Here is a 25,017-nt window from a genome sequence, read left to right as displayed (position 1 = left end):
GATGGCAATGGGAATTCTCGATCGCTTCCTCGAACGCGGCGTCCGTCAGGGCACGCTTGAACTGACCCGCCCCGATGGCAGCGTAAAGCACTTCGGCACCGCGACTGCCGGCTTTCCGGATGTTCGCATCCGCTTCACGGATGCCAAGGCCGAACGGCAGATCCTGACCGACCCCCGCCTGGGTGCGGCGGAAGCCTACATGGACGGTCGACTGCTCGTCGATGATGACGACATCATGGGCCTCGTCGAATTGCTGCGCGCCAATTCCAAATGGGACAAGGGCGGCGAACTGCACGAACAGTCGGCGCTGAAAAAAGTGACCGGCAAGCTGGTCACGCTGGTGGACGGGATCAACAAGGCCGCCAGCGCCAAGAAGAACATCGCGCACCACTACGATATCGGGAACGAGCTTTATAAGCTGTTCCTGGATATCGAACACATGCAGTATTCCTGCGCCTACTGGCCCGATCCCGAAGGCATGACGCTGGAACAGGCGCAGACCGCCAAGCTGGCGCATATCGCCGCCAAGCTGGCGCTGGAGCCCGGCCAGCGCGTGCTCGATATCGGCTGTGGATGGGGCGGCATGGCGATCTATCTCGCCAAGCATGCCAATGTCTCCGTGCTGGGCATCACGCTCAGCGAAGAGCAGTTGGAACTCGCCCGCGAACGCGCCGAGCAGGCGGGCGTGGCGGACAAGTGCACGTTCCAGCTCGTCGATTACCGGGATCTTGCGGCGCGTGGCGAGAAGTTCGACCGTATCGTCTCGGTCGGCATGTTCGAACACGTGGGCCAGGCGCAGTTCGCGCAGTTCTTCAAGGGCTGCGGACAACTGCTCCCCGATGACGGCGTGATGCTGCTCCACACGATCGGCCGCATGGGCGGCCCCGGCGCAACCGATGCCTTCACCCGCAAGTACATCTTCCCCGGTGGCTACATCCCCGCGCTGAGCGAGACTGTCGCGGCCAGCGAGAAGTTCCGCCTGATCGCGACGGACGTGGAGAACCTTCGCCTCCACTACGCCTATACCCTACGCGAATGGTACAAGCGCTGCGTCGCGAACAAGCAGGCGATCGTCGCGATGATGGACGAGCGGTTCTATCGCATGTGGATCTTCTATCTCTCGGGCGCCACGGCCGCCTTCGAAAGCGGCGGCATGTGCAACTACCAGATCCAGTATACGCGCAACCGCCGCACCCTGCCGCTGACCCGCGGTTACATGGCGGTGGCTGAGGCTGCGCTGCTCGGCGAATAGGGCCTTACCTTTCCTTCATTGCGCAAGGGGGCGCGTGCTGATAGGCGCGCGTCCCGAATCCCATGCCCTTTCCTGCGGAGCCCGCGCCCATGTCCGACAGCATCAAGAAGGTCGTCCTCGCCTACTCCGGCGGCCTCGACACCAGCGTCATCCTCAAGTGGCTTCAGGTCACCTACAACTGCGAAGTCGTCACCTTCACGGCCGACCTCGGCCAGGGTGAGGAACTCGAACCCGCACGCGCCAAGGCCAAGCTGATGGGCCTGCCGGACGAGAACATCTACATCGACGATCTGCGCGAGGAATTCGTGCGCGACTTCGTCTTCCCGATGATGCGCGCCAATGCCCGCTACGAAGGCGACTATCTCCTCGGCACCTCGATCGCCCGCCCGCTGATCTCCAAGCGCCTGATCGAGATCGCGCATGAGACCGGCGCCGACGCCGTTGCGCACGGTGCGACCGGCAAGGGCAACGACCAGGTCCGCTTCGAACTCTCGGCCTACGCGCTCGATCCGAACATCAAGGTCATCGCCCCCTGGCGCGAGTGGGACCTGACCAGCCGCACCGCCCTGATCGCCTGGGCAGAGCAGCACCAGATCCCCGTCCCCAAGGACAAGCGCGGCGAAAGCCCGTTCTCGACCGACGCCAACCTCCTCCACACCTCGTCCGAAGGCAAGGTGCTGGAAGATCCGTGGGAAGAGACCCCCGACTACGTCTACTCGCGCACCGCCAACCCGGAAGACGCGCCGGACGCACCGGAATACATCACCATCGACTTCGAGAAGGGTGACGGCGTCGCTCTCAACGGTGTCGCGATGAGCCCCGCCTCGCTCCTCACCACGCTCAACGAACTGGGCCGCAAGCACGGCATCGGCCGCCTCGATCTGGTCGAGAACCGCTTCGTCGGCATGAAGTCGCGCGGCATGTACGAGACGCCGGGCGGCGAGATCTACGCCCGCGCCCATCGCGGGATCGAGCAGATCACGCTCGACCGTGGCGCAGCCCACCTCAAGGATGAGCTGATGCCGAAGTACGCGGAGCTCATCTACAACGGCTTCTGGTTTGCGCCGGAGCGTGAGATGCTGCAGGCCGCCATCGATCACTCGCAGCAGCGGGTGAACGGCACCGTCCGCCTGAAGCTCTACAAGGGCAATGCCTCGGTCGTCGGCCGCAAGTCGCCGGACTCGCTCTACTCCGAACGCCACGTCACGTTCGAGGACGATGCCGGCGCCTACGACCAGAAGGACGCGGCCGGTTTCATCAAGCTGAACGCCCTCCGACTCCGCCTGCTGGCCCAGCGCGACGCCAAGTAAGCACCCGGATTCGGCCATCCGAATCCTTTCAATGCGTTAACGACATCCGGCGGCCCGTTGCCAAAGTGCGACGGGCCGCTTTTCCATGGGTCCTCAAGGCGATGAACTGCCTGTAGGAGTCCATCCCCATGACGGGGAAGCAAAACCAACCGCCTAAAGCTCGCGCCAAGCGCCTCGGCTTCGTTCTTGCGACGGCCTCGCTTATCGCAGCTCCTGCCTCTTCGGCGATTGCCGAGGGGCGTCTGGCCAAACTTCCGGGCGCAGAGCCCGTTGCCGCGCAAGCGCCGATCACCGCGCCGGTGGCCATGGTGCCGCCCGCCGCGCTGACGCCGCCTCCGGCCGCCCTGCCCGCCAATCCGCTGACGGACGCCATCCAGGCCGACGAGCAGGAGTTCGAGACCATCGGCTCCGGCATGGCCAGCTTCTACGGCCGCGAACTCGCCGGCAACCGCACCGCCAGCGGTGACCGTTTCGACCCTACGCAGCTCACCGCCGCACACCGCACGCTGCCGCTCGGCTCGCAAGTTCGCGTCACCAACCCGGCCAACGGCCAGTCGGTGATCGTCACCGTCAACGATCGCGGCCCGTTCCATTCGAACCGCCTGATCGATCTGAGCAAGGCCGCCGCCGACAAGATCGGCATCTCCCGCGCCGGTTCCGGCAAGGTAGAAATCGCCGTCCGCGACGAGGACGACGACAACTGATCGCCGCTTCCGCGTCCTGCTGCTTGATCCTGAGGGGTTAGGCCGACGCGGTATCGGAGGGGGGTGGGGGAAGCACCGCGCCGGCCTTCACCCAATAGAACATCGTCAGAGGCATCCGGTTCCCCGGCCATCGCATTTTTCTGCGCCGGCCCTGCCCGCTCCGGTTGACACGGTTGACACGGTCCAGCGGAAATCGGCCAAGCCCTTTCCACACCCGCCCGAACCGTGCCGCTCGCACCGCCAACAGCGGCCCCATCCATCGACTTGAACTCGATCGGCCCGGCCGCGTCACAGCCCTGCCCCAACACCGCATCCACCGCCGCGAAGGCGCGGGCCTGCCAGCCGTCCCACTCGGCCGCCGCCAGCGCGTGGCATTCGGCCCGGCCCAGATCGGGCGCGTCGCCCACATCCTCCCCGGCGTCCGCCGCATCGAGCCAGGCCTCCCGCTCCGCCTCGGCCAGCGCATCGCCCAGCGCCGCAACATAGTCCGCCCGCTCCGGCGGCAGTGGCGCGCGCCCCGGAACGCCCGCCAACGCCATCTCGCCGGGAGCCTCCCCCGCCAGCAAAGCCAATACTTCGTCGAACCGCCCGGCATCGGCGCCCGCCTCGGTCTCCTCCGCCGCCCGGTCGAGCCGCGCCAGATGCGCCAGCAACAGCCGCGCATCGAACCGCCGCCGCACCGCCACCTGCTCGCCGTGGTAGAAGACCGCCTCCTCCACCCCATCGAGCGCCCGCGTCGCCAGCACTTCCTCCACATGCGCCCGCGCCAGCACCAGAGCCGCCGCCCACCCCTGCGCAAACAGACCGTCCCGCCGCCGGAGCAAATATGCCGATTGCCGGCTCATCCCCACCCGCGCCGCCGCCGCGCGCACATCGCCCTTCTCGGCGAGATGATGCAGAAACCGAACCTTGCGCTCAGCCGTCCATGAATTGTGAGATGAAAAGTCCTCCCCGGCACGGGGAGGGGGACCATCCGAAGGATGGTGGAGGGGACTCGCCCCCTCCACCAACGCCAGATCGGCAAAGGAGGAAGAAGAAGACAAAATGCGAGGGCCATCGCCCTCGCGCTCCCCAAACCTTCCGTGAGCGCCCGACGGCGCCCAAGCGCCCTGCCCGCTGTCAGGAGCGTCACTGTGCCCCGCCGCCTCACCCGAGCCCGCAGAGCCGCCCAGCCCCATACCGTCGCCCACCCCCTCAACGTCATCCCAGCGCAAGCTGGGATCGCCCTCACCCAAGCGCCGAGTTCGCGGAAAGGACTCCCCCGGCAACCCGATATCGCGAGAAGCAGGAATCCACCCCCGCCCGGCAGCGGTGGGATAGGAAGAGTGTGAATGGTCGGACATGGTTCACCCCCAAGACTGGAGCCAAAGCCCCGGCGCAGCCGCGCCGGGGTGAACCGGATCATTTATCGCATATGGGGACGTGTAGGAAAATGCCGCGTCGACTTAACAACCCTATTGAGACGACATATCGCGCCTCACAGTTTGTATCCATGGGGTATACCTAAAGGGGCTTGCGGTTGCGTTCGACATGTGCAGAACCGACCTCTAACAGGAGGGTGTTTTGGATAATCAACTCGTTACTTTATCGAAAATTTTTACAGAACGGCTCTTTCGGATACCCGATTATCAGCGGGGCTATGCATGGTCGGAAAAGCAGCTCAAGGATTTCTGGTCAGACTTGCAACAACTCGAGTTAGACCGGAACCACTATACCGGCGTTCTGACCTTAGAGGCTGTTCCTAAAGCTGTTGTCGATAGCTGGAAAGACGACGCGTGGATCATTCGCTCTAAAAGTTATGAGCCGTACTTTGTTGTTGATGGGCAGCAACGGCTGACCACGGCAATCATATTAATTCAAGTAATACTTGAAAAAATAAATGACGGCGACAAGATAAATTATACCGACAAGGATGATATAAGAAAGAAGTTTATATTTGAATCCAAGGACGGATTTATATCCCGATCCTACATATTCGGATATGAGGATAGTGATAAGAGTTTTAATTTCTTGAAGTCCAAAATATTTGGCGAGCGCGTATCTGGTGATATAGAACAGACTGTATACACAAGTAATTTGGAAGGCGCTAAGTCATTTTTTGCCGAACGCGTGGGGGCGCTAGACAATGATGGATTGCAAATATTGTATAGAAAGGTGACTCAAAACCTTCTATTTAACATATTTACTATTTCTAATGATGTTGATGTCTGCATTGCCTTTGAGACGATGAATAATCGTGGTAAGCCATTGTCTTATCTGGAACTCCTTAAGAATCGCCTCATCTACCTTTCGATTAAATTCGATGAAGATTTTGACGAAAGGCAGAAGTTAAGAAAAGCCATAAATGAGTGTTGGCGAGCAATTTATCATAACTTAGGTCGTAATAAAGAAAAACCACTGAGCGATGATGCCTTCTTATACACTCATTATGTGACTTACTTTGGTGCTGTAGATAATGCTGTAGAAACGGCAGCGGAGTATATCGGATATGATTATCCGGCTGCGCTGCTTGAAGAAATGTTTGTGCCGAAAAATGTAGCCAAGGATGCCCCATCGGAGCAAAAGGTCACATTATTAAGTGTTTATGACTACGTAAGCTCTCTCCAAGATAGCATAAAAATCTGGTATGATATCTTCAATCCCGCTGAATCTCAGTATGATGAGCGGACAAAAATCTGGTTGGATAAGCTGCAAAGAATTGGTGCAGAGTCTTATCATCCACTGATGTTGGTGTTTCTAAGAAAGGTTGACGATCCTACGAAACAGGTCGCGCTTTTAAGTGCGATTGAACGTCGAATTTTTGCAAGCGCTCTGATTGATAGGTATTTTGATTATTATCGTGACGAGTACGCTACTGTGGCAGTGAAGCTGGCAGAAGATTTTGCTCAAGAGCGAATAACTTCCGACGCCATTGTTAGGCGAATCAATGAATCAACGGCAGAGCTTCTTAAAAAGGACAATATTTCGTCTCGGATTTTGGAGCAATTTAAGGTTAGGGGTTTTTACAGATGGTCGAAGATAAGATACTTTCTGTATGAATATAACCTAGATTTGCAAAATAAATCTAAAACTAATAGAGAGAAAATCAATTGGAAGACATTTGCAGAGTGTCCGAGTGATTATATTACGGTGGAGCATATCTATCCGCAGCAGGCTCGTGCTGAATATTGGGTTGATAGGTTTTCTGGACTGACGCATAAGCAAAAGGTTCAATTGCGAAACTCTCTCGGAAACCTTTTGCCTCTTTCTCGGCCAAAGAATGCAAGCCTTTCTAATAAGCCGTTTCCTGAGAAAGTGGTTGGCAAAGGAGAGGCAGTTGTTGGCTTTCGCTTCGGATCGTACGCGGAAAACGAAGTTTCTTGTCTTGATGAATGGGGGCCGCAGCAGATTGCTGATCGGGGGCTGAAATTGCTCCGCTTTATGGAAAAGCGCTGGCATCTCGATCTAGGCGGAATGAAGGAGCATCTGGGACTGCTTGGTCTAGACTGGTATCATTCCAAGCTTCCGATTGAGGCAAATGAGACTGCGGTAAAGCGCGGAAAATCTCGGGAACCCGAGGTTATGGAAGAGGTTTCGTAACGAGGGATCGTTTGAGGGATCAGGAATATGGCGATATAGAATTATCGTTATTTACCAACTTGATAATATCATTTTCTTGATCCCTCCCGCTCCGTCGAACGAAAATGGCCTGGCACTAGCGTCCGCTTTTGGGAACGATCTGTGTGGTTTTTAATGGCGGAATACGGCGCAGAGCCGCCAAGCAAGGCCCTCACATCATCGCGTAGGGTGACTTGCTCCAGGTGGCGTAGCCCTGCCGCACGTCGGACGGTTTGAAATCGAGCCGCCAAGTGCGGCCATTGCTCCGCAGCAGGACGCGGACGCCGGAACGATGCAAATCCTTACCGGCCTGCTCGCCGCGCCCATCGTCGCAGCGCACGGTCGGTTCCGCCTGCACGCGGCGTTGGGTTGCGATCGATGGGGAGGCCGGCGCTGCGGTCGGCAACAGGTCGATCTGTCCGGCTGGGTCCGCCGCGGGCGGTGCGGTGCTCGCGCCGGCAAGGGGTTGCGGCAGGACCGCAAGCGCAGTCGTCAGGACGGTGATGGTGATGGCATTGGCTCTGCTGTGTGCGCGCATGTCTCCCTCCCGAAACAAGCGCCAATTCGCGGGGTCTCGCGCCCAAACGGCGCGGCTGACCATGCGAATGACTGAGCGTGCCCCTACGCCTCCGTGGCGGCAAAGGGCGTGATGCCGCTCACACGTGCCGTTTGGCAGCGGTCCGCCGCGCCGAGGCGTATCCCCGGCGCGGCGGATCGATCACTTGCCCAGCAGCGGCTTCAGATAGTGCCCGGTGAAGGACTTCTTCACCTTCACGATATCCTCCGGCGTGCCTTCGGCAATCACCTGCCCGCCACGCACGCCGCCTTCGGGGCCCATGTCGATGATCCAGTCGGCGGTCTTGATGACATCCAGGTTGTGTTCGATCACCACCACCGAATTGCCCTGCTCGACAAGGCGGTGGAGCACTTCCAGCAGTTTGCGCACGTCCTCGAAGTGGAGGCCGGTGGTCGGCTCGTCCAGGATATAGAGCGTCTGCCCGGTGGAGCGGCGGGCGAGTTCCTTGGCGAGCTTCACGCGCTGCGCCTCGCCGCCGGACAGCGTGGTGGCCTGCTGGCCCACCTTCACGTAGCCAAGGCCGACTTCGTTCAGCATGTGCATCTTGTCGCGGATCGGCGGCACGGCCTTGAAGAACTCTTCCGCATCCTCGATCGTCATGTCCAGCACGTCGGCGATGGAGTGGCCCTTGAACTTCACTTCCAGCGTTTCGCGGTTGTAGCGCTTGCCGTGGCATTCCTCGCACGTGACGTAGACGTCGGGCAGGAAGTGCATCTCGATCTTGATCAGGCCGTCGCCCTGGCACGCCTCGCACCGGCCGCCCTTGACGTTGAAGCTGAAGCGCCCGGCCTTGTAGCCGCGCGCCTCGGATTCCGGCAGACCCGCGAACCAGTCGCGGATCTGGGTGAAGGCGCCGGTGTAGGTGGCGGGGTTGGAGCGCGGGGTGCGGCCGATCGGGGACTGGTCGATCTCGATCACCTTGTCGCAGTTTTCGAGGCCGGTGATCTTGTCATGCGCCCCGGCAACGACGCGCGCGCCGTTGAGCTGGCGTGCGGCGCCGGCCTGCAGCGTATCGATGGTGAGCGAGCTTTTGCCCGATCCGGACACGCCGGTGACGCAGCAGAAGGTGCCGAGCGGGAATTCCGCCGTGACGTTCCGCAGATTGTTGGCGCGGGCGTTCTCGACCACGATCTTCTTGCCGTTGCCCTTGCGGCGCTCCGTCGGCACCTCGATCTTGCGGGTGCCGTTGAGGTAGGCGGCGGTGAGGCTGTTCTTGCTCTTCAGCACCTGCTTCAGCGTGCCTTCGGCCACGACTTCGCCGCCGTGGACGCCGGCGCCGGGGCCGAGGTCCACGATGTGGTCAGCGGTGCGGATCGCGTCCTCGTCATGTTCGACGACGATCACGGTGTTGCCCAGATCGCGCAGGCGCTTCAGCGTTTCCAGCAGCATGTCGTTGTCGCGTTGGTGGAGGCCGATCGAGGGTTCGTCGAGCACGTAGAGCACGCCCGAAAGGCCCGAGCCGATCTGGCTGGCGAGGCGAATGCGCTGGCTCTCCCCGCCCGAGAGGGTGCCGCTGGTACGGTCGAGGTTGAGGTAATCGAGCCCGACGTTGTTGAGGAAGCCGAGCCGCTCGTTGATTTCCTTGAGGATGGCCTTGGCGATCTGCTGCTGCTGGCTGGTCAGCTTGCCCTCAAGCTCCCCGAACCATGCGAAACCGTCCGCCACCGAGAGGCGCGCGGCATCGGCAATGTCGCTGCCGGCGATCTTCACCGACAGCGCCTCGGGCTTGAGGCGCTTGCCTTCGCAGGTTTCGCAGGGCTGCGCGGTCTGGAACTTGGACAGTTCCTCGCGCATCCAGGCGCTGTCGGTCTGGATCATGCGGCGGTTGAGGTTGCCGATCACGCCCTCGAACGGCTTGTTGACCGTGTATTCCTTCTTGCCGTCCTTGAACGTCAGCGGCACGGCCTTGCCACCGGTGCCGTAGAGGATGACGATCTTCAGCTCGGTCTGCAGCGCGTCCCACGGCGTGGTGAGGTCGAATCCGAAGTGCTCGGCCAGGCTGGAGAGCACCTGCATGTAATAAGGCGAAGGCGGGTTGGACTTGGCCCAGGGCACGATCGCGCCCTGCTTGAGGCTGAGATGCTCGTTCGGGACGACCAGCTGCGGGTCGAACAGCAGCTTTTCACCCAGCCCATCACAGGCCGGGCAGGCGCCCTGCGGCGCGTTGAACGAGAACAGGCGCGGCTCGATCTCCTCGATGGTGAAGCCGCTGACCGGGCAGGCGAACTTTTCGGAGAAGACGATGCGGTTGGGCGGCAGGCCGGTGCCCTTGAGCGTCTTCTTCGCGCCCTTCCCTTCCGCTTCACGGCCGGGAACCACGCCGTCGGCCAGGTCGATATAGGCCAGCCCCTCGGCCAGTTTCAGCGCCTGCTCGAAGCTGTCGGCCAGGCGGGTCTGGATGCCGTCCTTCACCGCGATGCGGTCCACCACGACTTCGATGTCGTGCTTGTACTTCTTGTCGAGCGCGGGGGCGTCCTCGATCGCGTAGAGTTCGCCGTCGATCCGCACGCGGGTGTATCCCGCCTTCTGCCACTCGGCCAATTCCTTGCGATACTCACCCTTGCGGCCGCGCACGACCGGGGCGAGCAGGTAGGCGCGTGTGCCTTCGGGCAGTTCCATCACCCGGTCGACCATGTTGGAGACGGTCTGTGCCTCGATCGGCAGGCCGGTGGCGGGCGAATAGGGAATGCCCACGCGCGCCCACAGCAGGCGCATGTAGTCCCAGATCTCGGTCACCGTCGCCACGGTGGAGCGCGGGTTGCGGCTCGTCGTCTTCTGCTCGATCGAGATCGCGGGGCTGAGGCCGTCGATATGCTCGACGTCCGGCTTCTGCATCATCTCCAGGAACTGGCGCGCATAGGCCGAAAGGCTCTCGACATAGCGGCGCTGGCCTTCCGCATAGATCGTGTCGAACGCGAGGCTGGATTTCCCCGAGCCCGACAGGCCGGTGATGACGATCAGCTTCTCACGCGGGAGTTCGATATCGAAACCCTTGAGATTGTGCTCACGGGCGCCGCGGACGGTGATGTGGGAGAGACTCATGGGAGAGGTATGTTCCAGATTTGTTCGCGATACGCAAGGCACGCCGAGGCGCCGCGCAACCATGGCCGCCATGTGGGAATGCCGGCCCCGATTGCAACGTGGTTTGCAACGTGGATGGCAACAGGACCACCCGCATTGCCGCGAAATCGGCCGTTTTGCCGGCCATCATGCATTTCGTCGGCGGTGGAATGTCGTCCATCGGGCGTCGAATGCAGTTCACCGATCCGTTAGTTTGCAGACTTGAAAGCGTCACGGAGATCAGCAATAAAAAGGCTGCCCGAAAAGAATAACGACTCGCTTCTTGCTTAAATGTCCATCTGCTTGAAATAAGTAGATACCAGACATCAGGGAAAGCCGAAACGATCGTGAGGGGCCGACAGCATTCATTTGCCGATCGAAACAAGAGTGTGGGGATTATCGCGCACGGCCGCGCCAAGCGTCTGTGCAAGAGGGATATTTTCAGATCGCACAGGGTCGCCGCAGCACTTGCACCGCGAAACACGGGTTTCGGGGATGCGGAACTGCGCCCTTGAAGGAGGAGTACCCAAGATGTCCAGGAATTCCATGATCGCTTCCGTCGTCCTGTTCGGCGCCGCGCTTGGTCTTGCCATGCCCGCCGCCGCCGAGGACGTCATCGTGAAGAACCGCACGATCGACCCGAACGTGCCGCACGTCTTCGTCACGTACAACGACCTCAACCTCGACAGCGAGGCCGGTCGCGATCGACTGACGACGCGGCTCGATTCCGCCGTTCGCACCGTCTGCGGCACCGCAGACTACCGCAATCTCGACGAGTTGAGCCATATGATGGACTGTAGAGGCGAGTCGACCGTGCGGGCCTATGCCGCCCGTGACGAACTCTTCGCGCAGCACATGGCCGCCCGTGCCCAGGGACAGACCCTTGCCATGGCCAAGACGCCGCAAACCCTGGCGATTTTTGCCCAGAGGTGAACGGCAGAGGTGAACGGCAGCTTCCTCCCGGCCCGGATGAAACCGGGCCGGAGGGACGCACCAATCGGACGCCGCACCGAAACTTTCGGCAAGCCGTCCGTGGCATGGGCGAATAGACACACCCTATAGAATACTTCTCATTGAAATTACTTTTATCGACGTGGAACTCATTTTCCACGAAGGGGACTTATATTTCAAGCCAATGAAATAGACTGGGCCATGCGGCATCCTGCAGCATGGTCTTCAGGAAAAATCGTGTCGCGCCCGCAAGCGCGGCAGGGTTCCGGCACGGCCCCGGGTCTTCGCAAACCGGCCGCCATAAGAGCCACCAGACAACTGGTCCGAATATCGACACAAGCATGAGGGTCGCTCGCAGTCCACCACCGCGCCGGGGCAGGTTCCCGGACCGAACGGAGATACGAGCATGATGCAATCGAACATTCGCAATGTCCTGACTTTCGCGGCTCTCGTAGTTTCGGCAGCTTCGGCGCCGGCCATGGCGCGCGCCGGAACCGATGCGGCGATGATGGTCGTCGAGGATCGTCCCACCGAAGAGGTCCACTATGCCGACCTCGATCTGGGTACGCCGCAAGGCCGTGCGCAGCTGGATACGCGCATCGCAACGGCGGTCGACCATGTTTGCGGCAGCGCCGACATCCGCGACCTGCCGGCCTATGCCGACATGCGCACATGCCGCACCCAAAGCACCCAACAGGCATTCGCGGCGCGCGACACCGTGCTCGCCGCTCGCGATCACGGCGGGCAGGTAGCCGTCCTGGCGGTTGCCCGCGGTTCGACCGCCGGGCGTTCCGCGCGCTGACGGGACGGGATCGCCGCCTTCCCCCGTGGGCGGCGATCCCGGTTCCCGCCAATTCCCTCTGCTGACCGCAGGCCCTGCACACTCCATCTCCGCACGCCACCATTCGTCGCATAGGCTTTGCACGGCCTGCCCCCCGGCGGCAGAGCTTGGCGCAAATACCTCAGGGACGGAGAATAATGATGAGGGGGTCGCGTATCCTGCTGGCGCTTGGCGCGCCGGTGCTTGCCTGTGGAATCCTGGCTGGCGTATCGAGCCCGGCACTGGCCGACGATCCGCACGATCCGACGATGACGCCCGATGCCGTGGCCCGCGATCGTGCCATCATCCGCAAGCTCAATCAGGACCAATTGGCCTATGTGCGCAAGCGTGATGCGCAGTATGCCGAAGGCTGGAAATCCTACAGGGGCCAGCGTGGCAACGACGACCGCGGGGACGACGATGGGCGCGCCGATGCGCGCAATTATGCGCAGGCCCGTCGCCAGTACAAGGCCGATCTGGCCAAGTGGCGTCGCGACGTTGCCGCCTGCCGCGCGGGCGACTATTCGCGCTGCCGCTGAACGGATCCGGTTCGCGGCATCATCAGGGGTCAGCGTTTCCCGTGGCGTGCATCCAAGATCGACGGTAGTTCACTCCCATGACCCTGCGCCCCTTCCACCTCGCCTTTCCGGTTCATGATCTTGATGCCGCCCGTGCATTCTGGGGCGGCCTGATCGGCTGCCGCGAAGGCCGCAGCAGCGCATCCTGGGTGGATTTCGATTTTTACGGCCACCAGATCGTCGCCCATCTCGTGCCCGGGATGGCGCGCGGCGACAGCGGCTCCAACCCGGTGGACGGGCATGGCGTGCCGGTGCCGCATTTCGGAATCGTGCTGGCCATGGAAGACTGGGAAGCGCTGGCGCTGCGCCTGCGAGAGGCGGGTGTCGCCTTCGGGATCGAGCCCTACATTCGCTTTGCCGGGCAAGCGGGCGAGCAGGCGACGATGTTCTTCCGCGACCCATCGGGCAACGCCATCGAAATGAAGGCCTTCGCCGATCTGGGGCAGTTGTTCGCCACCTGATGTTGCGGACGGATCGGGGCGGGGCGGGGCGGGCCAGCCTGACCCACGGGAAATCCCGGCACGAACTGCGGCTTCTTTCGTTCCGTCCAGCGGAAACACCCGATGCCCGGCGCTGGAACAACCCGGGCCACTCGCGTACGTGTCAATCCAGTGGCAGCGAAAGCGGATCCGAGGTGAGATGAAGGCAAGGCGCGTTTCTTCCACCCTGATCCTGCTGGCGCTGGCGCCGGCGGGATGCCATCGCACTGCAGAGGAAGGGCCGCCGCCGCGCACCCACGACGCCATCGTCGTCGAGCCGCAGGCTTCGGTGCTGACGGTGCCGATCGATGCCGATGCCTCCGCAATCGGCCCCGCGCTGGAGCGCGAAATACCCCGCACGCTATGGTCGATCGACAAGTCCGGGCTGGACTGCGTCCCGTCGAAAAAGGTCAAGGTCGTGTTCGTCAAAGTGAAGACGCCCAGGATCAAGTGCGACATCGTCGGCGCCGCACGGCGCGGCCCCTTGCGCTTCACCGGCAAGGGCAGCGACGTGGTGTTCTCGATGCCGATCACCGCGCAAGTGCAGGCGCGCGACATTGCCGGCGTGCTGAAGCACGAGACGGCGACGGCACGGGCCGAAGCCACCGCACGCGTCCGCCTGGACCTGACGCCCGACTGGCGGCTGCGCGGCAAGGTGGACATCACCTATCGCTGGATCGACAGCCCGCACATCGATTTCCTGGGCAAGCGGATCGATCTTTCCGAGGCCGCCGACAAGAAACTGGCGCCGATCGTCGCCGGGCTGGAACGCCAACTGGCGGCCGAACTGGCGAAAGTGGCAGTGCGGCCGCATGTGGAGCGGGCCTGGGCATCGGCCTTCACCTCGCTGGAACTCAACCACCGCAATCCACCGGTGTGGATGCGGATCACCCCGCAGGAAGCACTCTACGGCGGCTACACCGTTTCCGGCCACCACCTGCAGTTGCGCCTGGGCCTGAAGGCCCTGACCGAAACCTTCGTGGGCGATCGCCCGCCCGATCCCGCGCCCACCGCCCTGCCCCCGCTGCGTCCGCTGAAGGGCGATACCGGCAAGGTGGCGTTCTTCATCCCGGTGATCGCCGATTACCGCGAACTGGAACCGGTGCTGCTGAAGGCGCTTGTCAAGCGGCAGCAGCGGCCATTCGTGGTGTCCGACATCGGATCGGTGCATGCGGAGTTCCGCAAGGCGACCATCTACGGAACCACCGGCGGGCGCATTGCGGTGGGCATCGAACTGTCGGTCTGGGGGGACAAGGGCTATCTCAAGAAATCCAGCGGCACCGTCTGGCTGACCGCCACGCCTGCCAACGCGCCGGATTCGCGCAAGGTGGAATTCACCAACCTGCATGTCAGCGGCGGCACCGACATGGTGGGCGGCAAGCTGTTGCTCAGCTTCGCGAACGCGCCGGAGCTTTCGGCCACGCTGGCCAATGCGCTGGGGCAGAACTTCGAACACGACTATCAGGACCTGCTCGGCAAGATCCATCGCGCCATCGCCGAAAAGCGCGAGGGCAAGCTGGTCATCCGTGCCGAGGTCAAGGAAGCGCACACCGGCACCATCCGCGCGGCGGGACAAGGCCTCTACCTGCCGGTGCATGGCAGCGGCCTCGCCACGATCACGGTTGCGCGATAATCGTCCCCACGCCCCGGCAGGCATCTCATACGAAAGGTGGAGTCCGTTGCGCCTCCGTCAAACCACGTATACAATATTCACACGAAATAAAATGCAAGCATGAAGCAGAGTTTAAGTTGAACGCGGTATTCCAGCATGGCGGCGATGGCAGGATTGATCTGCGCTACGCATCCGCGACGAAGCCATCACTTGGCACCGACACCGTGCTCATTCAGGTGGAGCTGGCTTCGCTGGAATGCGTGGACATCCACAAGTTGGTCGTACTGCCGGCACCCGTGCCCCGGCTGATCCCGGGTTGCCAGGCCGCGGGCACCGTGGTCGCGATCGGCCCCGCCGTCACCCGGTTCGCAGTGGGCGATCGCGTGGTCGGCTATCATCCCGGCGGCGCCTTCGCGGAATTTTTCGCCGTGCCGGAAGGGGCGGTATGGCACATGCCCGCGGGGATCGATCCGGCCTTCGCGGCGGCTGCGCCGCACGTCGTCGCCTCTGTCCACGCCACGCTTTTCGCACGCGGAGGGGTGCAGGCGGGGGAAACGATGCTGGTCAACGGCGTGACCAGCGCCACCGGGATCGTCGTGCTGCAGATGGCCGCGAAGGCCGGGGTCCGCGCGGTGGGCATTGCGGCGGACACGTCCTATCGCTCCAACCTCGGCGGCTTCGGCCTGTCACGCCTGATCGACAAGTGGGACGAGGATGTCCTGGCCGCCTGCGTGGAGGAGACGCGGGGGCGCGGCTTCGACATGGTGGTCGATACCGGCCTGGGCGGGGACTATCCCATGCTCTCTCGCCTGGTCGTATCGGGCGGGCGCTATGCCAGCTTCCACGCGGATGAACATGCCTCCACCCGGTTCGACCTGCTGCCGATCGCCCCCGCCGCGCCGATGGACGATCCGGCGGTCTACGCGCTTGTCGAAAGCGCGCTCCGCCGGGTGGCCAACGGCGAGTTGGAAATCCCGGTGGAATACGAATTCGCGCTCTGCGAGGCGAGCGAGGCCTGGGCCTTCATGATGCGCGGGGGCGTCTACGGCCGCGTGGTGTTGCGGCCCTAGAGCGTTTTCTAATCAGGTGGAATCACCTGATGACTCGGAAAACGCGATAAACCAAAATCTTAGAGCAGTTGATCCGATGCAATCGGATCAACTGCTCTAGACCGGCGCCTTGGTCAGACGCCGTCGGGATAGACCGGGCGGATGTCCACCGGCAGCGTACCCATCGCCTTGATCACGCCTTGCGCATCGGGATCGAGCTTCGCCCAGCGGTCCATGAAGGCGATCGTGCCCGCATAGTCCCCCCGTGCCTGCAGCATCAGCATGTCATGCAGCAGATCGCGCAGACCAGCCTCCATCTTCGCATCATCCACCGTGAAGCGCTGGGTGGCGGGATCGTAGGTGAACGCCCCCTTGGCGCGCAGGTAGCCGTATTGCAGCGCCGCGCCCTTGCCGTGCGCCTCCACCGCGCCGAAGCGCACCGCGCGGAACACGCCAACCATGTAGGTGGCGAACAGCTTCGGCTTTTCCGCCACCGGAAGCTCGCCCTTCTGCATCATCAGTAGCAAGTCCCACACCCCGGCGACATCGGCCTTGGCCTCCTCCATCGCGGAGTTCTGCTCCTTCAGTGCCTTGTCCACGGTGGTCTTCTCGCCATTCACCACGATCGAGCCCGGCCCGAGGCTGTGCGACAGTTCGTGGAACAGCGTTTCCAGCTGCATGTACTTGCGATCGACCAGCCCGGCCTGTGCCGGCGCCAGCACCAGCGCGCCCATCGGCTTCAGGATCAGGTCGAACTTGGCGCCCAGCACGTTGGAGAGGATCACCTTCTTCGCGCCCTTCGCCTCACGCACGCGTTCGTCATTGGGCAGGTTGAAGGCGATGGTCTGCGGGCCCGGCACGTTGTCGCCGCCGCCGCGCACCTGTTCCGCCACGGCGATCGGGCTGGCGAAGCCGCGCTGGAAGTTCTTGTATTCGTCCGGAATCGGCAGGTTCGCTTCCATATCGCGCAGGAAGGCCTTGTACTTGGCGAGCTTGGCCGATTCCTCGGGATCCTTCAGCGTCACGAAGCTTTCGAAAGAGGCCTTCGCCCCCATCAGGCGATCGGTATAGACTTCGTAAGGCCCGATCGCCGGTTCGATCGGCGTGCCTTCGATATCCATCCACGCCAGTTCGCTCTCGAAGTAATCGTCGGTACGCAGCGCCTTGGCGCGCAGGCTGAGGAACTTCTTCAGGCTGGCGTTGCTGGTCCGCGCCGCCGCCTGGTCCAGCAGCTTGGCCGCCGGTTCCAGCCACTGCTTGTAGGCCTGCGAGTACGGCACTGCCACCAGCTTGTTCCCGTCGCGGCGCACCACGGTATAGGCACTGGTCAGCGCCGCCTTCTGGTCCGGATGCGCGGTCAGATAGGCCTCGAACTCCTGCCGCGTCAGGTCTTCGGGGTAGAAGCCCGCGCCTTCGGGCATCGGCTTGTCGCCCCAGAACGGGTGGAGATCGGCCAGTTCGTCCCAGGGGCCGAAATTGCGATCGTACATCTCCAACAGCAAATCGCGGTCGGCGCGGCGGTTCATCGCGATCGCCTGGCGAACCTGCGGATTTTCGGCATAGCGCTGCCGCAGATAGACCTCGCTGAACAGGTCGGAGACCTTGATCAGCAGGTTGACCACGTCGCGTTCCTCCGCGCTCAGGAACTTGGTGTCCACCTGCATCGGCACCGTCGCCAGCTTCGCCTTCTGCGCGGCCAGATCGTAGGCAGGCTCGGCCGACTGCGCCATGGCGGGCATGGCCTGCAAGGCGCTGGCAGCCAGCAACAACGGAACGAGGGCGAGGCGGGTGGCGGAGTTCAAGCCGGGCATTGGGGGGGAAGCCTTTCGGGTCTATTTTCGGCGCGGACCCTAGACCCAAGCCGCGCATGAGAAAAGCCGGGAGAACCGCCGCAACGGTGCAACTGCGCAAAGACCTGCCCCGCGTTCCTTGCTAGGACATCCATGACAAGCAGGGCAAAGGCCGGGGGAAGAGATGGACCGTTCGCGCGTGAAGCGCCGATTTCTCGCGGCTTCTGCCTGCCTCATCCTGATGTCCAGCGGTTTCGCCGGACTGGCTGACCCACCCGAAACCGTGGGCGATCCGATCACCGTCACGGCCCGCAAGATGCGCTTCACGAAGGTCGAATACACCGTGCGCGGCCCTTATCTCAGGGCCTGTATGCCGAACCCGTCGGTGGGATCCCCCGCCGCCGACCGAATCCTGTGCAGCATGTTGCAGCAATGCCTGCTGGAAGGCCATTCGGGCGAAGTGCGTGCCAAGGCCTGCCTGGACGATCGCATCCACCGGTTCGCCGAACAGGACGTGTCGATCGCCACGGCTCAAGCCGCGTTCGACGCGGAAATCGGGCAGATGCTCGCCAGTGCGCAGGAAAATACCAGCGCGCAGGGCGATGCCAACCCGCGAGGCGATGCACCTCCGCCTGCCGAAAGCCCCGGAGAGATCACCGTCACCGGATCACGACACCCCATTCCGCCCGGGCTATGGCGCTTCGTCGAATATAGCACATATTCCACCAGTCGAAATCGCGGCCTGCCACCGGCCGCTCGGCAATGGCAGGCCTGTCTGACCGAGGATGACCTGCATGTCTTCGCGAATGCGCTGCAAACGCCCGACGCCTCCGTGAACAGCCCGGCATGTCGAAGCTGGAAGATCAGGATCAAGGGCAAGGATATCTCGGGATCGTCAACCTGCTTCCTCGAAGGCGGCGCGATCAATCAGGGCAAGCTCACCGGCCATGTCGATGCGGACCGGATCGAGGTTTCCAAGGAAGTCCGCCTTGTCGTGAAGCTGCCGAAGGGGCCCTTCTTCGCCGTGACGCGATCCGAACTCAGCGCCCAACGGATCGGCGCGTGCACCAGGGGCTAGAGCGTTTTCTAATCGGGTGGAATCACCTGATGACCCGAAAAACGCGATAAACCAAATTCTTAGAGCAGTTGATCCGATGCAATCGGATCAGCTGCTCTAGCCTGCGCACATCGCCTTTCCATCAAGCCACCCTCAGAGCGGATCGAACTCCAGATGCAGGCTCGCCAGCGCGCGCAGGACATAGGTCGGCTCGTACTGGAACCGCCAGTTGCCATCCTGCCCGTGATGCGCCGGTGAAAGGCGGATATTGCCCATTCGCGCCAGCAAACGCTCGATGCTGGTGACGACCTCGCGCCGGGCGAGCGGGGCGCCGATGCAGGTATGCGCGCCGCGCCCGAAGGCCAGGTGTTCCTTGATCTTCGGCCGATCCATGTCGAACGTGCCGGGATCGGCGAAACGGGCCGGATCGCGGTTGGCCGCCATGTGCGACATCAGAACCGCCGTGCCCGCCTTGATCTCCACGCCGCCCAGAACGGTGGTCTTCTGGCACATGCGGCCCCCGCTTTTCACCGATCCGTCGAAGCGCAGCACTTCCTCGATAAAGGCCGGGATGCGCGCCGGATTGTCCCGCAGTTCCTGCTGGATGTCCGGCCGGGTGGCGATGACCTTGAAGGCATTGGCGAGCAGGCGGTTGGTGGTGTCCTGCCCGGCCCCGAACAGGAAGGCGGCCAGGCTGGTCAGGTCCACCAGCGTCGGCTTGCGGCCGTCGGGATAGCGCGCCTCCGCCAGTTCGGAGAGGATGTCCTGCGGTGCCAGCACCCCACGCAAGGGGCGCATCAGCGGATGCAGGGCAAGGCGCCGCTGGGCGATCAGCTTGAACAGATCCTTGCCCACGCCCACCAGCGGATTCTTCAGCATCTCCTCCTCGCTGGCGTCCATCGGCACGGGAATCGCGCCTTCCAGCAGTCCGCGGAACTTCACGCGCGTCTTTTCCGACAGGCCAAGCAGGTCGGAGATCACCAGCGCGCCGTAGGGGCCGCCATATTGCAGCACCAGATCGACCTTCCCGTCGCGATGGAACTCGTCGATCAGCCCTTCCGCCGTGGCGAGCAGCTTGGGCTGAAGCTCCTTCAACCGGCTCGGCGTGAACAGCCGCGCAAGGATCGAACGCAAGTCGGCATGGCGGCTGCCGCTTTCGGTGACGACCTGATCCGCGAAGGGGATCTGCTTGCGATGCGCTTCCAGCGCATCGGTAATGTCGTCGCCCTGCGGCGTGAACGGCAGTTCGGCCAGCGGGCCGGTAACGCCGTTGATCGAGGAGAAGTGCTCGGTATCGAGCATGACCTGAATGGTCTCCTCATACCCCGTCACCGCCACCGCATTGCGATAGGGCAGGCGCACGACCGGGCCCTGCGCGCGCAGGAAATCGAAGTAGGCGTGGGGATCGTCCACCAGCGAGACGTCGGTGTACCAGTCGGCGGTTTCGTAAGACGGTGTTTTGGGCACTGGATTGAGCACGGCGCGGCATCTCCCGAATTTATGATCCTATGTGTATCACATTTGCAGAGATGGTCAAAGGTCGGCCGCTGTGATATCGCCCCGGCATGGCCCACACCGCCGCCCTCACTGCCCCGCTCGGTCGCCAACAAGGCGAAAGCGTCGGGTCGTGCGCGCGCGGCAGGTAAGGCCTCCCTTCCCTCCACCCGCGACAAGGCCCGGCCCCTTCGGCCGGCCGGATACATGCGCGCTTGTCGTCGGAGTCCGGGTCTCCAGACACAGGAAACCGACGATGACTTGTTTTGATGACGAAACGATCGCGCGCATTGCCGATGGCGTGCTCGACACCACCTGGCCCTATGCCGAGTGGAGCCATGCCGCCCACTTTGCCGCCGCGCTCTGGCTGCTGCGCCACCCCGCCGTACTGGCCGAACATGGCGGGATCGAGAGCGTGATCCGCCGCTACAACCGTGCGGTGGGCGTGCCGGAAAGCCCGACGCGCGGCTTTCACGCGACGATCACCGAAGCCTCCATGCGCATCGCCGCGCTGGAACTGGCGCGGCATGGGCCGGACGCCCCGCTCTCGCACGTGCTGGCAGCGATCATGGCCTCTCCGCTCGGCGGTTCGGGCTGGCTGCTGACGTATTGGAGCGAAGGCGTGCTGATGAGCGCCGAAGCGCGCGCAGGCTGGATCGCCCCCGATCTCGCGCCGCTTCCCGAACTCCACGCAACGGGTCTATGATACTGAGATGCCGACCATCCTCCCACCTCTGGCCCCTGCCCTGCCGCCGGCGATCGACTTGTTCGGGATCGCCGTTTTCGCGCTGTCCGGCGCGCTGTCGGCAGTGCAGATGCGCCAGACTTTCGTGACCGCCGCTTTCTTCGCGCTGATGACCGGCGTGGGCGGCGGCACCTTGCGCGATCTGCTGATCGGGGCGCCGGTGTTCTGGGTGCGCGACCATACCGTGGCGCCGGTCTGCCTCGCCGTGGCGCTGCTGGCGTGGTTCACGCCGGTGCGCTGGTGGGAGGGGCGCCTGCTGGAATGGGCGGATGCGCTGGGCCTTGCCGTCTACGCGGTGTTCGGCACGATCAAGGCGCTGGCCTGGGGGGTGCCTGCGGTTCCGGCGATCCTGATGGGCGTGGTGACCGGCTGCGTCGGCGGCATCATCCGCGATGTGCTGGCCGGGCGCCCTTCGATCCTGATGCGACCGGAGCTTTACGTGACTGCCGCCGCGCTCGCCTCATCCCTGGCAGCGGCCGGGATTGCACTGGGGCTTTCGGCCGGCCTCAGCTGGGCGCTGGCCGCTGCTGCCGGCTTTGCCCTGCGCGGGGCGGCGATCCACTTCTCGCTCGGCCTGCCGGCCCACATCGGGCCGGAGGATAGAGGCTAGCTACACGCCCGGAATATCGTCGAAATCGAGATCGACGATGCTGCCGCGCTTGACCTCGCAATCGACGGTGCCGCGCAAGGGACCACCCTTGTCGCCATCCGCGCCGCGCCATGCGGGGCCACCGCCGGAAACGCTGACCCAGGCCTCCAGCTCATAGCCTTCCGCCTTGGACTCGATCTGCTTCAGCCCGACCACCTGCACGCCGGTATAGCCGGCGGCCTGCAGGGCCTTCTCGGCAGCGGCCAGGCACATGTGTGCGGCCTGCCGCGAACTGACGCCGAAGGCATCGCGCTGGTTGTTCAGTCGAGGATCGTTGGCAGCGCTGACCGCCTGCGCAAGCGCGGCAGTGGGGAAGGATGCCGCGCAGATCGCAGCGGCGGCGAGGAGACGGACGTTCATGAATCGGGCTCCTTCGGGTTCGGACAACGATCATGGCGGGGCGCACGCCTGCACGCCCCGCTCATAATCCCTGTCATTTCCCGGAAATTCAACCCGCTGTCAGAACGTCGCGTCCGTCACAGGCCCCGGATGCCCTTGAAATCGACGTTGTAGACCCGCCCGCGCCGGTCGACCTTGCATTCGAACGTGCCCGAATCCCAACCGCGCATATTCGCGTTCCACCCGCGATAATCGCGGCCCCAGCCCCGGCCGTAATCGGGATCGCCCCCGCGCCAGTCGCGACCCATGGCGTTCACGGCGATCCGGCCCTTGACCTTGTAGCCATAGTCCTTGCGATCGACGCTGCGGATATCGGTTACCCGCGCGCGGCCGCCATAGCTGTAGCGACTGGCCGTGCGCTCCGCCGCCGCGCTGCACTGGCCAACCGCATCGCGCGACCAGCCCTGCGCCGAAGCCGGCGCGGCCACGGCGAAAGCCAGACCCGTAGCCAGCAGCACGCCGCCAAGCCTGCCCGATGTACCGTCGAATATACCCATGTGTCGCGCTTCCCAATTCGGGCCCGATGCCCGGTGATGGAATGGACACTAAGTGCCTGAGCTTGTGAGCATCCTGAACCGCGACGACAGCCACGGTTCAGGATTATCGCTCATTGCATGAACGTCAGGGCTTGATCGGCGTCAGTCCCGTCCATTGCGCCATGAAGGCCAGAACGTCGGCATTTTCCTCGATCAGCTTGTCGGTCGGCTTGCCCGAGCCATGGCCCGCGCGCGTATCGATGCGGATCAGGTGCGGCTTGTCGCCCAGCGAGGCATGCTGGAGCGCCGCTGCGTACTTGAACGAATGCCCCGGCACCACGCGGTCATCGGTATCCGCCGTGGTCACCAGGATCGCCGGATAGGCCGTGCCATCGTGGATATTGTGGTAGGGCGAATAGGCGCGCAGCACCTTGAAGTCCGCCTCTCGGTTCGGATAGCCGTAATCGTCCACCCAATAGCGGCCGGCCGTGAACCGGTCGAAGCGCAGCATGTCCATCACGCCCACTTGCGGCACGGCGGCGGCGAACAGATCGGGCCGCTGGTTCGTCACCGCGCCGATCAGCAGGCCGCCGTTGGAGCGGCCCTGGATGGCCAGGCCGTCCCTGGCGGCGATGCCCTGCGCCTTCAGGTACTCGCCCGCCGCGATGAAGTCGTCGAAGACGTTCTGCTTGTTGGCGCGCCTGCCCGCGTCATGCCATGCGCGACCATACTCGCCGCCGCCGCGCAAGTTGGCCATGGCGTAGGCGCCGCCCGCCTGCACCCAGGCCATCGTCGTCGCCGAATAGCCCGGCGTCAGCGCGATATCGAAACCGCCGTAGCCGTAAAGCAGCGTCGGCACCGGCTTGCCCGATGCCGCCACATCCTTGCGGCGCACCAGGAACATCGGGATCCGGGTGCCGTCCTTCGAGGTGTAGAAACGCTGCTCCACCACGATCTTGTCGGGATCGAAGTCCATCTTCGGCTCGGCAAAGACTTCCGACTTGCCGCTTTGCATGTCGAGGCGGAAGATCGAAGCCGGCCGGTTGAAGCTGGAGAAGGCATAGAACGTCTCCGGATCGCCCGGCTTGCCGTGGAAGCCCGATGCCGTGCCGATCCCGCTGAGCGCCAGCGACCGCGCGCTCTTGCCGTCCAGCGACAGGATTTCGGCATGACTGGAAGCATCGCGCATGTAATTGAGCACGAGGTTGTTGCCGATCACGCCCGCGCGTTCGAGGATATCGTCGCGCTGCGGTACCACCTCGGTGAAGGCCGGCGCGCTTTGCGACAGATCGATGCTGACAAGCCGATAGCGCGGCGCGTTCTGGTTGGTGACGAACCAGAGCTTCTGGCCAGCCCCTTCCACCAGATGCCAATCGTCGGTGAAACCGGTGACGATCGGCGCGGCCTGCCAGCCCTTCGCCTTGCGCGCGACAAGGTCGATCACATGGATATCGTTGCGCGCATCGGTGCCGATGGTCGAGGCGATCACCGCCAGGCGGCCATCCTGCGTCACATGCGCGGTATGGCCGTATTCCGGATGATCCGGCGTCGCATAGACCAGCTCATCCGCCGACTGCGGCGTGCCGAGGCGGTGGTAGTAGATGCCCTGGTTGTAATTGCGGCTCTGGAAGGTCTCGCCCTCCTTCGGCGCCGGGAAGCGCGAATAGAGGAAACCTTCCTCACCGATCCACGAAAGCGCGGAGAACTTCACCCAGCGCAGTTCGTCGGCCATGACCTTGCCGGTATCGACGTCCAGCACGTGCAGCACGCGCCAATCGCTGCCGCCATCCTGCACGCTGTAGAGCAGATAGCGCCCCTTGTCCGAAGGCTCCCAGCTATCGAGCGCGGTGGCGCCGTCCTTCGCCCAGGCATTGGGATCGAGCAGCAGACGCGGCGTGCCGGTCAGCCCGTCGCGCACGAACAGCTGCGACTGGTTCTGCAGCCCCGAATTGCGCGTGTAGAAGTAACGCTTGCCGGCCTTCTGCGGCAGGCCGAAGCGTTCGAAGTCGGTCAGCGTGCTGATGCGCTTCTGGAACCACGCGCGCTGGGGCAGCGACTTCAGATAGGTTTCGGTAAACGCGGATTCGCGCGAAACCCAATCGGCAACGTCGGCATCGTGGCGCACATCGGCCTCGAGCCAGCGATAGGGATCGGCGATCTTCTCGCCGAACAGCGTATCCGTCACCTCGCCCCGGCGCGTTTCGGGATAGGCGATCGGCTTATCCTGTGCCGAAAGCGAAGTGGCCGCAAGAAGCGCCATGCCGAGGGCCCCGCCAAGAAGCCCGTTACGGCCGGCCAGACGCACCATGTTATTCTCCGAGAATGAAAAAAGGCGGCTGCGAGCCTAGCACCCGCAACCGCCCTTTCAATCTCGCCGGAGGCTTTCCTTGTTGGAAAGCTTGAGGCCTTGATCCGACT

21 protein-coding genes are annotated in these 25,017 nt (G+C 63.1%); 14 read left to right on the top strand and 7 right to left on the bottom strand.

From position 1 onward, the window contains the following. The first annotated feature begins 7 nt into the window (after positions 1–7). The 5 genes from WBP06_RS02015 to WBP06_RS01995 all read left to right on the top strand — a co-directional run bounded on the left by WBP06_RS02015 (position 8) and on the right by WBP06_RS01995 (position 6,845). A complete protein-coding gene (locus WBP06_RS02015) occupies positions 8–1,252 on the top strand; it encodes a class I SAM-dependent methyltransferase (protein ID WP_395333988.1) in 1,245 nt (414 codons plus the stop codon). Positions 1,253–1,341: 89 nt separating this feature from the next. After that, complete coding sequence (locus WBP06_RS02010) at positions 1,342–2,562, top strand: argininosuccinate synthase (protein WP_395331364.1); 1,221 nt, start codon at positions 1,342–1,344, stop codon at positions 2,560–2,562. Between the two features lie 128 nt (positions 2,563–2,690). Further along, positions 2,691–3,266 (top strand): septal ring lytic transglycosylase RlpA family protein, encoded by a 576-nt coding sequence (locus tag WBP06_RS02005; RefSeq protein WP_395331362.1) that lies wholly within the window; start codon positions 2,691–2,693, stop codon positions 3,264–3,266. A gap of 368 nt (positions 3,267–3,634) precedes the next feature. Further along, positions 3,635–4,195, top strand: a complete 561-nt coding sequence (locus WBP06_RS02000; RefSeq protein ID WP_395331360.1) for a hypothetical protein — start codon at positions 3,635–3,637, stop codon at positions 4,193–4,195. A 634-nt stretch (positions 4,196–4,829) separates the two neighbouring features. Then, positions 4,830–6,845 carry a DUF262 domain-containing protein gene (locus tag WBP06_RS01995; protein WP_395331358.1) on the top strand — a complete coding sequence of 672 codons (2,016 nt, stop codon included), beginning with the start codon at positions 4,830–4,832 and terminating at the stop codon, positions 6,843–6,845. 190 nt (positions 6,846–7,035) lie between these two features. Here WBP06_RS01995 and WBP06_RS01990 read toward each other — a convergent pair whose 3' ends face one another. Together WBP06_RS01990 and uvrA are read right to left on the bottom strand one after the other, a co-directional pair. Then, on the bottom strand, positions 7,036–7,401 hold the full coding sequence (locus WBP06_RS01990; RefSeq protein ID WP_395331355.1) for a hypothetical protein: 366 nt from the start codon (positions 7,399–7,401) through the stop codon (positions 7,036–7,038). A 180-nt stretch (positions 7,402–7,581) separates the two neighbouring features. Then, a complete protein-coding gene (uvrA, locus tag WBP06_RS01985; protein WP_395331353.1) occupies positions 7,582–10,482 on the bottom strand; it encodes an excinuclease ABC subunit UvrA in 2,901 nt (966 codons plus the stop codon). Positions 10,483–11,031: 549 nt separating this feature from the next. Between uvrA and WBP06_RS01980 the strand changes: the two genes are divergently transcribed. From WBP06_RS01980 to WBP06_RS01955, 6 genes are all read left to right on the top strand, one after another. Beyond that, positions 11,032–11,433: a UrcA family protein gene (locus tag WBP06_RS01980; protein WP_395331350.1), complete on the top strand. Its 402-nt coding sequence runs from the start codon at positions 11,032–11,034 to the stop codon at positions 11,431–11,433. Between the two features lie 424 nt (positions 11,434–11,857). After that, positions 11,858–12,253, top strand: coding sequence for a UrcA family protein (locus tag WBP06_RS01975; RefSeq protein ID WP_395331347.1), 396 nt, complete (start codon positions 11,858–11,860; stop codon positions 12,251–12,253). A 179-nt stretch (positions 12,254–12,432) separates the two neighbouring features. Further along, positions 12,433–12,810 carry a hypothetical protein gene (locus tag WBP06_RS01970; protein ID WP_395331344.1) on the top strand — a complete coding sequence of 126 codons (378 nt, stop codon included), beginning with the start codon at positions 12,433–12,435 and terminating at the stop codon, positions 12,808–12,810. A 77-nt stretch (positions 12,811–12,887) separates the two neighbouring features. Then, positions 12,888–13,310: a VOC family protein gene (locus WBP06_RS01965; protein ID WP_395331341.1), complete on the top strand. Its 423-nt coding sequence runs from the start codon at positions 12,888–12,890 to the stop codon at positions 13,308–13,310. A 178-nt stretch (positions 13,311–13,488) separates the two neighbouring features. Continuing rightward, entirely contained in the window at positions 13,489–14,961 is a 1,473-nt protein-coding gene (locus tag WBP06_RS01960; protein WP_395331339.1) for a DUF4403 family protein, read from the top strand. Between the two features lie 116 nt (positions 14,962–15,077). Then, positions 15,078–16,010 (top strand): zinc-binding alcohol dehydrogenase family protein, encoded by a 933-nt coding sequence (locus WBP06_RS01955; RefSeq protein ID WP_395331336.1) that lies wholly within the window; start codon positions 15,078–15,080, stop codon positions 16,008–16,010. 113 nt (positions 16,011–16,123) lie between these two features. On the opposite strand, the gene WBP06_RS01950 is transcribed toward WBP06_RS01955, so the two are convergent. Beyond that, positions 16,124–17,800: a hypothetical protein gene (locus tag WBP06_RS01950; RefSeq protein ID WP_395331334.1), complete on the bottom strand. Its 1,677-nt coding sequence runs from the start codon at positions 17,798–17,800 to the stop codon at positions 16,124–16,126. Positions 17,801–17,963: 163 nt separating this feature from the next. Here WBP06_RS01950 and WBP06_RS01945 point away from each other — a divergent pair, with 163 nt between their 5' ends. After that, positions 17,964–18,857, top strand: coding sequence for a DUF3617 domain-containing protein (locus tag WBP06_RS01945; protein ID WP_395331332.1), 894 nt, complete (start codon positions 17,964–17,966; stop codon positions 18,855–18,857). A 132-nt stretch (positions 18,858–18,989) separates the two neighbouring features. On the opposite strand, the gene WBP06_RS01940 is transcribed toward WBP06_RS01945, so the two are convergent. After that, complete coding sequence (locus WBP06_RS01940; RefSeq protein WP_395331329.1) at positions 18,990–20,315, bottom strand: cytochrome P450; 1,326 nt, start codon at positions 20,313–20,315, stop codon at positions 18,990–18,992. Between the two features lie 271 nt (positions 20,316–20,586). Between WBP06_RS01940 and WBP06_RS01935 the strand changes: the two genes are divergently transcribed. Then, positions 20,587–21,036 (top strand): hypothetical protein, encoded by a 450-nt coding sequence (locus WBP06_RS01935; protein WP_395331326.1) that lies wholly within the window; start codon positions 20,587–20,589, stop codon positions 21,034–21,036. Positions 21,037–21,043: 7 nt separating this feature from the next. Then, positions 21,044–21,685, top strand: coding sequence for a trimeric intracellular cation channel family protein (locus WBP06_RS01930; protein WP_395331323.1), 642 nt, complete (start codon positions 21,044–21,046; stop codon positions 21,683–21,685). Here WBP06_RS01930 and WBP06_RS01925 read toward each other — a convergent pair whose 3' ends face one another. From WBP06_RS01925 to WBP06_RS01915, 3 genes are all read right to left on the bottom strand, one after another. After that, the gene (locus WBP06_RS01925) at positions 21,686–22,084 is read right to left on the bottom strand and encodes a hypothetical protein (RefSeq protein WP_395331320.1); all 399 of its coding nucleotides are present in this window, start codon (positions 22,082–22,084) and stop codon (positions 21,686–21,688) included. A 116-nt stretch (positions 22,085–22,200) separates the two neighbouring features. Beyond that, the gene (locus tag WBP06_RS01920; RefSeq protein ID WP_395331317.1) at positions 22,201–22,620 is read right to left on the bottom strand and encodes a hypothetical protein; all 420 of its coding nucleotides are present in this window, start codon (positions 22,618–22,620) and stop codon (positions 22,201–22,203) included. A gap of 124 nt (positions 22,621–22,744) precedes the next feature. Further along, a complete protein-coding gene (locus tag WBP06_RS01915) occupies positions 22,745–24,907 on the bottom strand; it encodes a prolyl oligopeptidase family protein (protein ID WP_395331314.1) in 2,163 nt (720 codons plus the stop codon). Positions 24,908–25,017 lie beyond the last annotated feature (110 nt).

Origin of the sequence: Novosphingobium mississippiense, from assembly GCF_044029535.1 — a bacterium.
Taxonomy (GTDB): Bacteria; Pseudomonadota; Alphaproteobacteria; order Sphingomonadales; family Sphingomonadaceae; genus Novosphingobium.
Note: the sequence above shows the minus strand (reverse complement) of the source record. Positions and strands in the feature narration are given on the sequence as shown.